Below are 14,380 nucleotides of genomic sequence, written 5' to 3'. Positions count from 1 at the left end.
CAAAAATATAGATGGGCCAAAGCAAAAATGATGCAATACAGCATCATCCTGTGTCTTTTTGACGCCTGGAGTACACTCGATCCACCTCCATCGATGAAAGGGATGCCATGAGTAGCAGAATCGAACGCGACAGTTTCGGCCCGATCGACGTACCCGCCGACCGGCTGTGGGGAGCGCAAACGCAGCGCTCGCTTGAGCATTTCCATATTTCCACGGAAAAGATGCCGCCTGAACTGATCGCCGCCCTGGCCACCGTCAAGCGCGCGGCCGCCCACGTCAACCTGGACCTGGGCCTATTGGATGGCAAGAAGGCCATCGCGATCACGCAAGCGGCTGACGAAGTGCTGGCCGGCAAGCACGATGCGGAATTCCCGCTGGCCGTCTGGCAGACGGGCTCTGGCACGCAAAGCAATATGAACATGAATGAAGTGCTGGCCAACCGAGGTTCCGAGCTGATCGGCGGCTTGCGCGGTGAAGCGCGCCTGCTGCACCCGAACGACGACGTCAACCTGGGCCAGTCCTCAAACGACATCTTCCCCACCGCCATCCACGTGGCGGCCGCCCTGGCCGTCGCCAATACGGTCTTGCCGCCGCTGCGCCAGCTGCGCGCCACGCTCGACGCGAAAGCGACGGAATTTTCCGACATCGTCAAGATCGGCCGCACCCATTTGCAGGATGCGACGCCGCTGACCCTGGGCCAGGAATTTTCCGGCTACGTGGCGCAGCTGGACTTTGCCGAACACATCATCACGGCAGCGTTGCCGCCGCTGCTGCAACTGGCCGCCGGCGGCACGGCTGTCGGCACGGGCCTGAATGCCCACGCGGAATTTGCCGGCCGCATCGCACAAGAACTGGCGCGCCTGACGGGCCAGCCGTTCGAGACGGCCAGCAACAAGTTTGCCGCCCTGGCCGCCCACGATGCGCTCGTCGCTGCCCATGGCGCGCTGAAAACCCTGGCCACGGCGCTGATGAAAATCGCCAACGACGTGCGCTGGATGGCGTCCGGCCCCCGTTCCGGCCTCGGTGAAATCACGATCCCCGAAAACGAGCCGGGCAGCTCCATCATGCCGGGCAAGGTCAATCCCACCCAGTGCGAAGCACTGACCATGCTGTGCTGCCAGGTGTTCGGCAATGACGTCGCCATCACGGTGGGCGGCGCCTCGGGCAATTTCGAACTGAACGTCTTCAAACCCTTGATTGCGCACAACTTCCTGCAAAGCGCGCGCCTGCTGGGCGACGGCATGCGCAGCTTCGACGCGCATTGCGCGCATGGCATCGAACCGAACCGTGCTCGCATCGCCGACCTGATGGAGCGCTCCTTGATGCTGGTCACGGCCCTGGCGCCCCATATCGGCTACGACAAGGCGGCGCACATCGCCAAGCAGGCCCAGCATGACGGCACGACCTTGAAGCAAGCGGCACTGGCCTTGGGCTATGTAACGGAAGAGCAATTCAGTGCGTGGATCGTGCCCCTGGAGATGACGCAGCCCAAGAAAAGTTAAGGCTCAGCCTGCATTCTCCCCCGCTTCATGTAAACTATGACCTTAGTTAACACCGTCATCAAGTGTTGAAAACACATCATTGCAATAAGGGATACAATGCAAAAAGTAAGCTTTGATTTAACATCCGAGTTCGTCGAGCTGAACCAGCTGTTGAAGCTGGTCGGCTTGTGCGACAGCGGTGGCGCAGGCAAGGTCATGGTCGATAGCGGCGTCGTGAAGGTCGATGGCAAGAAGGAATTGCGCAAGACCGCCAAGATCCGCGCCGGCCAGGTCGTCAGCGTGGGCGATATCCGTATTACGGTCGTCGCTCCCGCCTGATCCGGGCATGGGGCGCGAAAGCAGCCCCATGCGTCCAGCCAGCTGCCTGCATCAAGCTGCAACACGTCGTTATTGTCAGATAAATATCGATTGCGGAAGGGAAGCGCCATGGACCATCCCGAACAAGGTACGCGCAGCCAGGAACGCCTGATCGGCGACTTGCGCCAGGTAATAGAAAACGCGGAAGAATTGCTGCGTAACACAGACAAATACACCAGCAGCCTGTATCAAAGCGCGCGCGCGAGGCTGCAACTGGCCCTCGTCGCGGCCACGGCCGAACTGGCCCGCTTTGAAGAAGAGCAAGTGACGCGCATGATGGATGCCACCCTGGCCGCGAACGCCCTGTACCGCGATCAGACGGGCGAAGCGCGCCTGCTGCGGGCTTTCGAATAAACTATCACGCCAACAACACCGCGTGCGCCAGCCACTGGCGCAAGTGTGCCGCCAGGTCGAATGCCGGGTCCCGCTCAAACGCCGCATCGAGCGCGGCGCCAAACGACTGGCCCTGCTGCAACATGACCAAGGCGGCATGCGCGGCCGCCTCCACTACCAGCACCTGCGCCTTCCAGCGCGGCCGGCATATGAGCGCCCAGCTGGCCACCTGCATATCGCGCGGAAACTTCCCCTGCCCTTCACCTTCCTGATGCGCCTGCCACAGGGCCGCCACGTGCCAGCTGGATGCCAGCAAGGCGCAGGCGGGCTGCAGGCTGAAACGGCGCGCTTCCAGTTGATCGGGAGGCAAGGAGGCCAGCGCCTCGGGCGCGATGCCCGGCGCATCGGCCGCGTAATGGGCCAGGTGCACGGCCCATTCCAGGCGCGCCATGTCCGGCAGATACGGCAACTCGGCCGCAGGTGGAAAACTGGTCAGAAAATCGGCGAAACGCTCGCCAAACTGGTTCAAATCGGCGCTATCTGACGGATACTGGCGGCCGTACGCGCGCGCCAGGCCGCCAAAGAATGCCTCGCCCACCAGCGCCAGCACGACGGGATAGGCGTGGCCCAAGGTGCGGCGCGAGGCTGTGCTCATGTTGCCGCGGTACAAAGAGAAACGCTGCGGCACCGATTCTCCCGCGAACGATGGCAACGTTGCCGCAGTATCGAGCAAGGCCGTGGCAAATGCGTGCTGGCCGGCCGCCAGCGCGTCAAGCGAGACCGGTGATGGCGGTGGCCGTGGCAGCACCGGTACCCCATGCCACGGCGAATGTTGCTCGTGCTGCGCCAGCATCGCTTGCGCCTTGCTTGCCTCGCCCAGCAGGATATCGAGCGGCGGCAAATCCGTGTCCCATTCGACCAGGGTGGGCACGGCGCCAAAGCGCAGCAAGGCGGCCGCATACAAGCCCCATACGGGCTCGGCCACTGCGGCGCCATGGTGGTCGATCACGGCGTGCGGCGTCAGCAGATGGCCGCCCAGGTGCAGCTCGCCCACGCTGCCCGGCGCGATGCTTTGCATGGCAAGCAGGGCGTCTTCGCCGTGGTTGCACTGGTTCACATACAAGTTGTTGATATCGAGCAGCAGGCCGCAGCCGCTGCGGCGCGCCAGTTCCGCCAGGAATTGCGCCTCGCTCATGGCATCGTCGGCAAAACGCAGGTAAGTGGAGACATTCTCCAGCAAGATCGGCCTTTTCAGCACATCCTGCACCCTTCCCACTCTGGCACACAGCAAATCGAGGGCCGCGCCATTCAAGGCCAGCGGCAACAAATCATTGAGTTGCTGCTGCGCCACGGCACCCCAGCTCAGATGTTCCGACACGAGGGCCGGCTCGATGCGCTCGACCACGGCGCGCACGCGCTGCAAATGGGGCTCGGAAAAGCCGTGCGCGGATCCCAGGCCGAGGCCCACGCCATGCAGGCTGAGCGGGTAATCCTGGCGCAGGGTGTGCAGCACATGATTATCCCAGCCCGACGGCTGCAGATAATTTTCAGTATGTACTTCCAGCCAGCCGACCTTGGGCCGGCGCGCCAGGAAGTCGCGGTAATGCGCGGCACGCAGGCCGACGCCGGCAAGCGCCTGGATGGGCGGCGGCATGGGCAAGCGCAAGCTTACGGCTGCGTGGCCGGTTTGGCGGCCTTGCCGGCCTTGATGGGCTTGACGGAGCCGCCCGCCTGTTCGCACGTGCCCTTGGCAACATAGGCCCATTCCGTGGGCAGGCTGTCTGCCTCGGCCTGGCCTGCGCAGGAATGCGCACCATCGGATGAGGCACAATCGTTCTGCCCCGCCTTGGCGACGCCGTAGCATTTTTCCTTGTCGCCAGGGGCTGGGCCATCGTGCGCGGCCGCGTTAAGGGTAGTGCCGGCACAGAGGCCCGCGAGGGCGGCGGCGATGAGAGCTTGACGTTTGTTCATGGGGATTCCTCTTGCATGGGTCGAAGTAATCGATAAGTAATCGCGGCAAATCACGGCACGCCCCGGGCTGCACGATGGGCAGCGCGAGGTGTTGGACGTCATTCTACTGAATCGGCCGCGCCATGGGGAGCCATCTTCTAGCAGTCAATTGTATGGAGGGGGGGGGAAGTGGAACGACAGACAAAAACGCCCACTCTCCACTGTCGATGACGGTGGTGCGGGCGTCAAGAGAGCGGGCGCCAGGCTGGCGCCGCCGGACTGCGCTCAGGCGGTCGTGTTGATGCGGTTGCCGAGGTGAGCCGGCAGGCTCGGCGCCGACTGTACCGGTGGCAACGCTGCCAGCAAGGCAGTGGCAGTCGAGCTTTGAATATCCTGGGCTTTTTTCAGGACGGTCAAGCCGACGGCTTGCCGCGTGCCTGTCTCTGCCATCGTGGTTGACAGTTGAGCAATGCTTCCGACGTCCATACGTTTCTCCAATGAGGTTCTACCATTATTAACGGATGCCGCCGGCAAACCTTTAGCTTATTTTTCCAGCTTATTTTCCAACTGCAGCAGCAACCAGGCCAGCACGTGCTCGCGCGCATTCAAGTCCAGCCATACTACGCCTTCGCGCAAGTCGGCCGGCGCCGGGCTGTCGGAGGCCACGGCGATCACATGCGGGTCATGCGGATACAAAGGCGCCTGCCCCACTTCAGGGCGGAACACTTCCAGCTTGGGAATGGGGTCCGTCTTGAAACCTTCGACCAGGGTCAGGTCCGCCGGCCCCATGCGGGCCAATTGCTGCGCCAGGCTCGGCTCGGGCGCGCCGCGCAGTTCATGCACGATGGCAAAACGGTAAGGCGACGCCACCAGCACTTCCGCCGCCCCTGCCAGGCGCAACCGGGCACTGTCTTTTTGCGGCGGCTCCAGCGCCAGGTCATGGTGACTATGCTTGACCAGGTTGACGCGCAAGCCGCGCGCCGCCAGTTCCTTCACCACAAATTCCAGCAGGGTCGTCTTGCCGCTACCGGAACGGCCGATCACACCGAGTACCGGGTGGGCGGGCATCGCATCGTGCATGGTCACTCCTTGTTTGAGAAGCAGTGATTATACGCAGCCCTGTCGACGCCAGCGCCCGGCGCGGGCGCCATGCATTGCCCAGCTCATCGCCCAAGTCAAGCGCCGCCAGGTTTTCCACCATTGTTCGCACCGGCGGGCGCCTGCCGCCGGCGCCTGCCCGACGTTTTATTGGCAGCTTCATTATTGACCGTCCGGGCATTCCTGGCCGTGCGCGCCAATTGCCGGTGCGCGGCGATCGCGCCGGCCTCGGTATCGGACTGGAACGGTACGGCGGCGGCAGTGGCCAGCTCGCCATCGGGCGGACAAGCGGACGCCAGCGAAGTAAAATCCTGCGCCCGCACATCCGCTTCCCATGCGGCCCGCTGCGCCAGTACAGCAGCAGGCACGGCGGGCGCCGCGCGCGCTTGCGCCAGGGTCAGCACGGCGCCCAGGCCGCTGGCGGCCGCCACGCGCGCCCCCATCTGTGGCAAGCCACCATCGGCGGCGCGGCAAAAGCGCTGCAGGATGGTTTTGATGATCGACGTGTGATCGACCACCTGGTGGCTGACGCTGCCCGGCGCGATCAGCGGCGACACCAGCAGCATGGGCACGCGCACGCCGTAGCGGCGAAACGCGGGGTCGTCATCGACGGCAGCGGGCGGCGGCACATGGTCGAAAAAGCCGCCGTGCTCGTCATAACTGAGAATTAGCAGGGTGCGTGGCCAGGCGGGACCGCGCGACAGGGCCTGGTAAACCTGCGCCACCAGCGCCTGGCCGGCGCGGATATCGGCCGGCGGGTGGTCGTCATTGTCGAAGAAATGCGGATCGATCCAGCTCACCGAGGGCAAGGTGCCCGCCAGCGCATCGCCGATGAAGCCATAGCGGCGCGCGCTGGAGCCGAAGGGTTCATACCACTCGGACGAGCGGTAATGGTCGTCGCTGAAGGCCAGGCTCCACGGTTTCCAGGCGGAATAAAATTTCCAGCCGACCTGGGCCCGGTCCAGGTGGCGCACGAAGGACTTGTTCGCATACAGGGGCACACGCTTGCTGTCGCGGCTGCCGGCCGCCTTGCCGCTGATGGCATACAGGCGGTTGGGCCAGGTGGCGCCCGGCACGGAACTGTAGCAACGGTCGCAGACGCAGAACTGCTGCGCCAGGAAATCATACATGGGCAAGTCGGATGCATTGTAGTAACCCATCACCAGGTCGATGTCGGGGTCGCCCGGATGCGTTTGCGCATAGTCGTCGACAAAGCCGCCGTTATTGTTTTGCAATTGCTGCGCCACCGACATGCCCGTATGCGACGGGTCTTGCTGCGGGCCGAAAGCCGTGCGGCGCAAATGGTGCACGGGGTAGTTCACGCCCGCATGCACATTGGCATGGCTGGCCTGCAAGCCATCGATGTCGGTGCGCCCGCCTTCCAGGCTCAGGTAGCCCAGCATGTGGTCAAACGAGCGGTTTTCCATCATCAGCACGACGATATGCTCGATGCGCGCCAGATTTTCCGGCGCATCCGTATCAAGCGCACCCTCACCTGCAGCTGCGGCAGCAATCATCGGAACTCCCCGGCCGCGCACACGGTCGCAGCGACCCTGGTTCGACCAGGCCAGGCCAGTATGGTTCAGCTATGGCGGCCCGGCCTTGATGCGCAACAAGTCAATACGGCACGCGGTAGCGGTAACCCTTGAAACTGAAGATGGCCGCCTTCGGCTGCAGCTTTTCCAGCACCAGGCCGGGCGCCAGCTCCTCGCCTTCATGGCGCAGGACCTTGTCGATCAGCAACAGGCGGTCGGCCGGATTCTTCGAATAGATATAGCCGCCGATGGCAATGGCGGGGATTTGCCGCTGTATCGGCTCGGGCAAGTCGCGCATGCCGGGTACGCTCTCTTCGGCTGCAGGCGCAGGAGCGGGGACAGGCGGAGCGGCCTGACCGGGCGTCTCCTGCTTCGGCTCCGCCACAGGCCTGGCATGGTGCACGGGCGCGGCGGTGGCCGCTGGCGGCACCGGCACCGGTACAGCCACAGGCGCCGGCACAGGGACTGCGGGCGGGACGACTGCTGGCACAGGCGCGGGCACAGCCTGAGCCAGCACGGCAGGAGCGGCTACAGCCGCCGTGGCCGATGCCTGCCAGGGCTGCCACAGCAGCAGTGCGGCAGCGACGGCCACGGCGACGCCGCCCAGCGCCAGCCACACGGGCGTGCGCCGGGCAGAAGCGGACGCTGCGCCATCATGCAGCTGCACTTGCGGTGCGTGAATCGACGGCAACTCGCCCAGCTGGCGCTCGGCCTGCGATTTTTTCAGTGCTTCAAGTATGTAGGACATCTTATTTCCCCGCCACCATCGCCGTCGCAGCGGGTGCTGCCACGGCAGGAGCTGCGCTGCTCAGGCGCGGCTCCGCGTTGTCACCCAGTTGCCTCAGGCGTATATACGTTTTCGGACCCGCCAGGCCATCGGCCCGCAGGTTCTGGCTTTGCTGGAAAGCGCGCAGCTGGCCTTGCATCTCGGCATCAAGTGGCAGATTGGCTGCCGGCGCCGGCAAGCCCCGCTGCTGCGCCAGGCGCTGCGCCAGCCAGTCCACGTCCGCGCCGCGGGCACCCAGCGGCACCTCGTCGCGCCAGCTGCGCGGGGCGCGCCAGAAGGTCGTGAAACTGCCATCGCTGCGCTGCGCCAGCTGGGCCAGCGGCAGGCTTTGCTGTTTACCATCGAGCATCAAGGTGGCCGTCTCGCCCTGCAAGCGCGTCAGCAGCGCCAGCTGTTCCACTCCTTGCCCATCGCGCAAGGCCAGCATGGCGGGCGTGTCCAGCACGCGCAGCTCGGCGATGCCGCCCCGGCTGTGCAGGCAGCGCAGGCCGGCGCGCGCGCCCGCCTGGCAAGCGTCGCCGGCCGGCAACTGCTCGCCCCACATTGCAGCCAGCTGGCGCAGCACGGCGTTGCGGTCCGGCACGCTGGCGGGTGCAGGCGCGGGCGCCGTCGCAGGAACAGTGGCGGCAACGGGCGCCGCCACGGCGGGCGCTTTCGCCACGGCCACTGTGGCAGGCGCGTGCGGCATGAACTGCCAGGCCAGCGCGGCCGTGACGACGGCGCCGGCCAGCACGCCGCCGGCCACGTGCGGCCAGCGCAAGCCCCGTCCGGCAGCCGGCTTGCCCTCTTCGGCAAATACTTCCTCGGCGGCGCGACGCAGGATCTGGCGCGTCACCTGCGGCTGGTTTTCCACATAGGCGCCCAGCAGCGCGCGGTCGCACAGCAAGTTGATGCGGCGCGGCACGCCGTGACTCAAGGCATGGATCTGCGCCATCAGGCGCGGCGCGAACGGCGTCTGCGCCGTGCTGCCCGCCACGGCCAGGCGGTGGCGGACATAGCTGGCAGTCTCGTCCGCCGTCAGCGAGCCGAGGTGATAGCGGGCGATCACGCGCTGCGCCAGCTGTTCCAGCTCGGGCCGGGCCAGCATGGCGCGCAATTCCGGCTGGCCGATGAGGATAATCTGCAGCAGCTTGCGCTCGCTCGTTTCCAGGTTGGTCAGCAAACGCAGCTGCTCCAGCACGGCGGCGGACAGGTTTTGCGCTTCGTCAATGATCAGCACATTATTCTTGCCCTGCGCATGGCTGGCCAGCAAATGCGCATTGATGGCGTCGACATAGCCTTTCACGCTGGCCACGCCGGGCGCCACGGCGATGCGGAATTCCTCGCAGATCGACAGCAGCAATTCCTCGACGGACAGTTTCGGATTGAAGATATAGGCGAGCTGGCAATTGTCCGGAATCTGTTCCATGAAGCAGCGGCACACGGTGGTCTTGCCGGCGCCGATTTCTCCCGTCAGCAGCACGAAGCCGCCGCCGCTGCCCACGCCATACAGCAGGTGCGCCAGCGCTTCGCGGTGGCGTTCGCTCATGAACAGGTAGCGCGGATCGGGGGCGATCGAGAACGGCGATTGCTTGAGCTGGAAATAATGCGTGTACATGGAGACCCTGCGGATGAAACGATCAAAATGCGCGGCGGCAAGCCGAACCCCTCAGCGGGTGCGGGCGGGCGGCAACGGCTTGTATTTGGCGCAATACACTTTCGCCTTGCTACGGAAGTAGACGATTTTACTGCCAGGCATGGAACCACGGACAGGAAAGGCGGAATTGTCGAGTTTATTGAAACGCAGGCCCGAGGCGCTGCGGATAGCCGGTTCCAGCTTTTCCGGTGTCGCGTCCGCCACCACGCCCATGAAGACGAGGGGACTGGTATCGTCGCTGACGATCACGTCGGTAACGGGCGCGCCCCACAAGGTGGCGTCCGTGCGGAACCAGTAGGCGCCCCCTTCATGCTTGTAGGCGGGGCCGAAGGCCGTCAGCAAATAGGCATAGAAGGCCTTGTTGTCGATCTGGTCGATGCACAGCACGGCATTGCCCACCACTTGCCCGAACGTGGACGGCGGTGACTTTTGCTGCGCCAGCACGCCGGCCACGGGGACACCGAAGGCCAGCAGGGCGAGCGCCGCCAGCAGGGCCGGCGCACGCCAGGGGCGCGACAGTAAGCGACGCAGGCGCATGATCAGCGCTTGCGCTCTTCTTTCTTGACCTTCTTGGCTTCCTTCTTTTCCTTCATGGTCTTGGCCGGTTCCTTCTTGGCTTCTTTCTTGCTGTCCTGTGCCTTGCTCATCATCTACTCCATGCTTGGGCGAAAATGCCTGGGCCATTATGACACTCCCCCATGAAAATGCCACCCGAAAAGCAAAACGGCCGCACAAGGCGGCCGTTCCAGTCAGGCATCAGCGCCCGGTCAGTGCAGGCACAGGCGGCGGCGCGTCTTTTCGATCAGCTCCGCATCGTAGGGATGCAGGTTCTCGATAAAGAACAATTCCGTTTCCGCCTCGTCTTCCAGGCACATCTCGATCATGACCGGGCCATCGCTTTCACGGCCCAGGAAATCCTTCGGCCAGCGGTTCTTGCGGTGCGTGCGCATCATTTCCATGCCCAGCTTGGCCAGCGGCGCCGACACGCCGGCGGCCAGCGCCTCTTGCTGCCAGTCGTCCCAGTACTCGCTCTTTGCTGCCTTGTCGTTCATCATGCTCTTCCAACTCAGGTGTAAAAGGCGGACTTTACTCTTCATGGCGTCCCTTGCCAAGCATGCATACAAGCAATAGCGCACGTCCAACAACAGACCAGTTGCAAAAAATTGGCATTAAACAAGGCCAATTTCAATACCATTCACCGCACACAAAAATCCCTTTATTAACAGCGACTTGCAATCACCACCTCGGGCATGGCACGGCATCGCACAAGGCATTTGTTAATACCACTTAAATACCTGTTGACAAGCCATCGGGGCGACAATATAGTGCCTTCAGCTTTTTCGCCGCCCGACAAATAAAAAAACGAGACAGGCGCAATCAACCATATGCGGGACTGCACAACATGATCGAATACATAATCGGCGTCGACGGCGGGGGCAGCGGCACCCGCGTACGCCTGGCGCGCCTCGATGGCCAGGAACTGGCGCAGGGACAAAGCGGCCCATCCGGCCTGGGACTGGGCATCGAGCGGGCCTGGACGTCCGTGGCGCATGCCGTCACCCTGGCCTTCCGCGCCGCCGGCCTGGAACAGCCGTCGCTGCAACGCATGGCCATCGGCCTGGGCCTGGCCGGCGTGCACAACAAGCAGTGGGCCGCCAGCTTTGTCGAACACAATCCCGGCTATGCCTTGGTGGCGCTCGAATCGGATGCCCTGACCACCCTGCTGGGCGCGCACGCGGGCCAGCCGGGCGTCATCGTTGCCATCGGCACCGGCAGCGTGGGCGAAGTGCTGCACGCGGACGGCAGCCGCCACGAAGTGGGCGGCTGGGGCTTTCCCTCCGGCGACGAAGCGGGCGGCGCCTGGATCGGCATGCGCGCCATCAACCACGCGCAGCAAGTGGTCGACGGGCGCGTGCCCGGCAGCGCCTTCGCCACGGCCGTCATCGACGCCTGCGGCGGCCAGCGCAACGCCATGCAGGTGTGGCTGGCGGCCGCCAGCCAGACCACCTATGCGCAACTGGCGCGGCTGGTGCTCGAACATGCGGCCAGCAATGCCGTGGCACATGGCATCCTGAGCGACGCGGGCCGGCAAATTGCGCTGATCGCCAGGGCGCTCGACCCGGCCGGCACCTTGCCCGTGGCCCTGTGCGGCGGCCTGGCGGCGCCCTTGTCAAGCTACCTGCCGGCGGCACTGTTGCAACTGGTCGTGCCGGCACAGGGCGACTCGGCCGCAGGCGGCCTGCGCCTGATCAGCAAGCACTTGCAGGAGCAATGACCATGCTGACCAAACTGTCCGCCTTCAAACCGAATCCCGCCAGCGACACGCCGCTCTACATGCAGCTGGCGAACATGCTGTCGGACGGCATCGCCAGCGGCGACTGGCGCGCCAACCAGGCCCTGCCTTCCGAGCGCGTACTGTCGGACATCCTGGAAATTTCGCGCGTTACGGCGCGCAAGGCCATCGACATGCTGTGCGACCGGGGCATGCTGACGCGCCGGCGCGGCTCGGGCACCTACATCACGCCCAAGCTGGAGCAGCCGCTGTCGCGCCTGACGAGCTTTTCAGAAGAATTGCGCCAGCGGGGCTTTACGGCCGGCTCGCGCTGGCTGCAGCGCGACATCGGCTCGGCCGCGCCGCTGGAACTGCTGTCGCTGGGCCTGTCGCCGCACATGCCGGTGGCGCGCCTGCGCCGCCTGCGCACGGCCGACGAAGTGGTGATGGCGATCGAAACGACCACCATCCCCGCGCTGTACATGCCGGACCCTCAGCAAGTCACCGATTCGCTGTACGGCTACCTGGAGTCGCGCGGCACCATCCCGATGCGCGCGCTGCAGCATATCCGCGCCGTCAACGCCACGGCGGAACAGGCCAAGCTGGCCAATATCAAGACGGGTGAAGCCATGCTGCACATCACCCGTGTCAGTTATCTCGACAACGGCGCAGCGGTGGAACTGACCCACTCGTATTGCCGCAGTGATTATTATGAATTCGTAGCGGAGTCGCGCAGATGAGCAGCACTATCAAAGGCAATATCCTTACCCCCGGCGGCTGGATCCACGGCGCCATCGCCTTTGGCGAGCGCGTCGACAGCATCACGGGCGATTCCCTCCACCCGTCGACCAATAGCGACGACTATATCTTGCCCGGCTTTATCGACCTGCACGTGCATGGCGGTGCCGGCAAGGACATCATGGAAGGCGGCGAAGCCGTCTACACGATCGCCGCCATCCACGCGCGCCACGGCACCACCAGCCTGCTGGCCACCACCATGACGGCGCCGCCGGAAGACATCGACATGGCCTTGACGGCCATCGGCATCGCCGCCAAACACCGCCGCCCGAACACGGCGCGCGTGCTGGGCGCCCACCTGGAAGGCCCGTACATCAATTCCGGCAAGCTCGGGGCGCAGCCGAACTACGCGCGCGCCGCCACGCTGGCCGAAATCGAACGCCTGCAAACGCTGGCCAAGCTGCGCGTCATCACCGTGGCGCCGGAAATCGCCGGCCACCTGGACCTGGTGCGCGCCCTGGCCGACGCCGGCGTGCGCGTGCAGATCGGCCACACGCTCGGCTCGTATGAAGACGGCGTGGCCGCGCTGGAACACGGCGCCATGGGTTTTACGCATTTGTTCAACGCCATGAGCGGCTTGCACCACCGCGAGCCGGGCATGGTCGGCGCCGCCCTGGCGCACGCCGAATACGCCGAACTGATCCCCGACCTGCTGCACGTGCATCCGGGCGCCATCAAGGTGGCCCTGCGCGCCATCCCGCGCCTGTACTGCGTCACCGATTCGACGGCCGCCACCGGCATGCCGGACGGCGAGTACATGCTGGGCCGCCACGCCGTGCAGAAATGCATGGGCGGCGTGCGCCTGCCCGACGGCACGCTGGCGGGCAGCACCCTGACCCTGGACCAGGCGCTGCGCAACCTGGTGGGACTGGGACTGGACCTGGCCGACGCGTCCAAGCGCGTGTCGACCAATGCCGCCGATTACCTGGGCCTGGAAGAACGCGGCCGGCTGGCCCCCGGCACTTACGCCGATCTGGTGGTACTCGATCGCGATCTCAAACTCAAAGCTGTGTATATAGAAGGAGAAATCTGTGACCTCAATGATGCTTAAAGAAGCCATTTCCGCCGCCGAATGCGTCGCCCTGCAACTGGCCAGCGACACGGAACGCTACGCGGAACTGGGCCGCAAATTGAGGAGCACCTCGTTCTCGACCGCGCTGACCATCGCGCGCGGCAGCTCCGACCACGCCTGCAACTACGTCGCCTACCTGATCATGGCGCGCCTGGGCCGCGTCGTCGCATCCTTGCCGATGTCGCTGGTGACCCTCAACAAGTCGCCGCTGGTGACGCGCGATACGCTGGCCATCTCGATCTCGCAATCGGGCCAGAGCCCTGACGTGGTCGAACCGATCCGCTACTTCCGCGACGGCGGCGCCACCACCGTGGCCCTCGTCAACGACATCGATTCGCCGCTGGCGCACGCCGCCGAATGGGCGATGCCTCTGCGCGCCGGCAAGGAACAAAGCGTCGCTGCGACGAAAAGCTTCATCACCAGCCTGGTCGCCGGTGCGCGCATGGTGGCCCAGTGGCAGAACGATCCCGAACTGCTGGGCGGCCTGGAAGCGCTGCCCGAAGCGCTGCTCGAAGCGACCCGCGTCGACTGGTCGTCGGCCATCGACGTGCTGGCCCCGGCGCGCAACATCATGGTCGTGGGACGCGGCATCAGCTTCCCCGTGGCGCTGGAGTCTGCCCTGAAATTCAAGGAAACCTCGGCCCTGCAGGCGGAAGCGTTCAGCGGCGCCGAAATCAAGCACGGCCCCATGGCCCTGATCGAAGACGGCTACCCGCTGCTGATTTTCGCCACGCGCGGCCCGACCCAGGCCGGCCTGCTGCAGCTGGCAACGGAGATGCGCGGCCGCGGCGCCAAGGTCTTGCTGGCGGCGCCAAGCGATGTGGCCGAGCGCGACCTGACCCTGCCCGTGGCGGCCACGCCGGATCTCGATCCGATCGTCGCCATCCAGTCCTTCTACGTGATGGCGGCCAAGCTGTCTGCCGCGCGCGGCATGGATCCGGATGCGCCGCGCCACCTGAGCAAGGTCACGAAGACCAATTAAGCAGTACCCGGCAACCTGCCCCCGGCACGGGGCGGGACTGCCGGCAGAAGCACCCGAA

General features: G+C 64.9%; 16 protein-coding genes. 7 read left to right on the top strand and 9 right to left on the bottom strand.

The window, feature by feature from the left end; translation table 11 throughout:
• The first annotated feature begins 107 nt into the window (after positions 1-107).
• From fumC to CLU91_RS22535, 3 genes are all read left to right on the top strand, one after another.
• The gene (gene fumC, locus CLU91_RS22545; protein WP_100875893.1) at positions 108-1,502 is read left to right on the top strand and encodes a class II fumarate hydratase; all 1,395 of its coding nucleotides are present in this window, start codon (positions 108-110) and stop codon (positions 1,500-1,502) included.
• A 96-nt stretch (positions 1,503-1,598) separates the two neighbouring features.
• Complete coding sequence (locus CLU91_RS22540; RefSeq protein ID WP_071079051.1) at positions 1,599-1,820, top strand: RNA-binding S4 domain-containing protein; 222 nt, start codon at positions 1,599-1,601, stop codon at positions 1,818-1,820.
• A gap of 108 nt (positions 1,821-1,928) precedes the next feature.
• Positions 1,929-2,213, top strand: a complete 285-nt coding sequence (locus CLU91_RS22535) for a hypothetical protein (RefSeq protein WP_070221826.1) — start codon at positions 1,929-1,931, stop codon at positions 2,211-2,213.
• A gap of 4 nt (positions 2,214-2,217) precedes the next feature.
• Here the strand turns inward: CLU91_RS22535 and bufB are convergent, their stop codons facing one another.
• The 9 genes from bufB to CLU91_RS22490 all read right to left on the bottom strand — a co-directional run bounded on the left by bufB (position 2,218) and on the right by CLU91_RS22490 (position 10,253).
• Positions 2,218-3,846, bottom strand: a complete 1,629-nt coding sequence (gene bufB / locus CLU91_RS22530; RefSeq protein ID WP_100876876.1) for an MNIO family bufferin maturase — start codon at positions 3,844-3,846, stop codon at positions 2,218-2,220.
• 14 nt (positions 3,847-3,860) lie between these two features.
• On the bottom strand, positions 3,861-4,163 hold the full coding sequence (locus tag CLU91_RS22525) for a BufA1 family periplasmic bufferin-type metallophore (protein ID WP_100875892.1): 303 nt from the start codon (positions 4,161-4,163) through the stop codon (positions 3,861-3,863).
• A 264-nt stretch (positions 4,164-4,427) separates the two neighbouring features.
• Positions 4,428-4,628 carry a YjfB family protein gene (locus CLU91_RS22520; protein WP_034781856.1) on the bottom strand — a complete coding sequence of 67 codons (201 nt, stop codon included), beginning with the start codon at positions 4,626-4,628 and terminating at the stop codon, positions 4,428-4,430.
• A 57-nt stretch (positions 4,629-4,685) separates the two neighbouring features.
• The gene (mobB, locus tag CLU91_RS22515; protein ID WP_100875891.1) at positions 4,686-5,222 is read right to left on the bottom strand and encodes a molybdopterin-guanine dinucleotide biosynthesis protein B; all 537 of its coding nucleotides are present in this window, start codon (positions 5,220-5,222) and stop codon (positions 4,686-4,688) included.
• 95 nt (positions 5,223-5,317) lie between these two features.
• Complete coding sequence (locus CLU91_RS22510) at positions 5,318-6,757, bottom strand: alkaline phosphatase family protein (protein ID WP_100875890.1); 1,440 nt, start codon at positions 6,755-6,757, stop codon at positions 5,318-5,320.
• Between the two features lie 100 nt (positions 6,758-6,857).
• A complete protein-coding gene (locus CLU91_RS22505) occupies positions 6,858-7,523 on the bottom strand; it encodes a general secretion pathway protein GspB (RefSeq protein ID WP_100875889.1) in 666 nt (221 codons plus the stop codon).
• Position 7,524: 1 nt separating this feature from the next.
• A complete protein-coding gene (locus tag CLU91_RS22500) occupies positions 7,525-9,159 on the bottom strand; it encodes an ExeA family protein (protein ID WP_100875888.1) in 1,635 nt (544 codons plus the stop codon).
• Between the two features lie 51 nt (positions 9,160-9,210).
• A complete protein-coding gene (locus CLU91_RS22495; protein WP_100875887.1) occupies positions 9,211-9,735 on the bottom strand; it encodes a hypothetical protein in 525 nt (174 codons plus the stop codon).
• A gap of 230 nt (positions 9,736-9,965) precedes the next feature.
• Positions 9,966-10,253, bottom strand: a complete 288-nt coding sequence (locus CLU91_RS22490) for a hypothetical protein (protein WP_035825453.1) — start codon at positions 10,251-10,253, stop codon at positions 9,966-9,968.
• Between the two features lie 347 nt (positions 10,254-10,600).
• Here CLU91_RS22490 and CLU91_RS22485 point away from each other — a divergent pair, with 347 nt between their 5' ends.
• The 4 genes from CLU91_RS22485 to CLU91_RS22470 are packed head-to-tail and all read left to right on the top strand — an operon-like array spanning position 10,601 to position 14,322.
• Positions 10,601-11,473 (top strand): BadF/BadG/BcrA/BcrD ATPase family protein, encoded by an 873-nt coding sequence (locus tag CLU91_RS22485; protein WP_100875886.1) that lies wholly within the window; start codon positions 10,601-10,603, stop codon positions 11,471-11,473.
• A 2-nt stretch (positions 11,474-11,475) separates the two neighbouring features.
• Positions 11,476-12,210 carry a GntR family transcriptional regulator gene (locus tag CLU91_RS22480; RefSeq protein ID WP_100876875.1) on the top strand — a complete coding sequence of 245 codons (735 nt, stop codon included), beginning with the start codon at positions 11,476-11,478 and terminating at the stop codon, positions 12,208-12,210.
• Entirely contained in the window at positions 12,207-13,319 is a 1,113-nt protein-coding gene (nagA, locus tag CLU91_RS22475) for an N-acetylglucosamine-6-phosphate deacetylase (protein ID WP_100875885.1), read from the top strand. Before CLU91_RS22480 ends, nagA begins: the two co-directional genes overlap by 4 nt.
• The gene (locus CLU91_RS22470; RefSeq protein WP_100875884.1) at positions 13,309-14,322 is read left to right on the top strand and encodes an SIS domain-containing protein; all 1,014 of its coding nucleotides are present in this window, start codon (positions 13,309-13,311) and stop codon (positions 14,320-14,322) included. Before nagA ends, CLU91_RS22470 begins: the two co-directional genes overlap by 11 nt.
• The last annotated feature ends 58 nt before the right edge of the window (positions 14,323-14,380 follow it).

The organism is Janthinobacterium sp. 64 (assembly GCF_002813325.1).
Lineage (GTDB): Bacteria > Pseudomonadota > Gammaproteobacteria > Burkholderiales > Burkholderiaceae_D > Janthinobacterium.
Note: the sequence above shows the minus strand (reverse complement) of the source record. Positions and strands in the feature narration are given on the sequence as shown.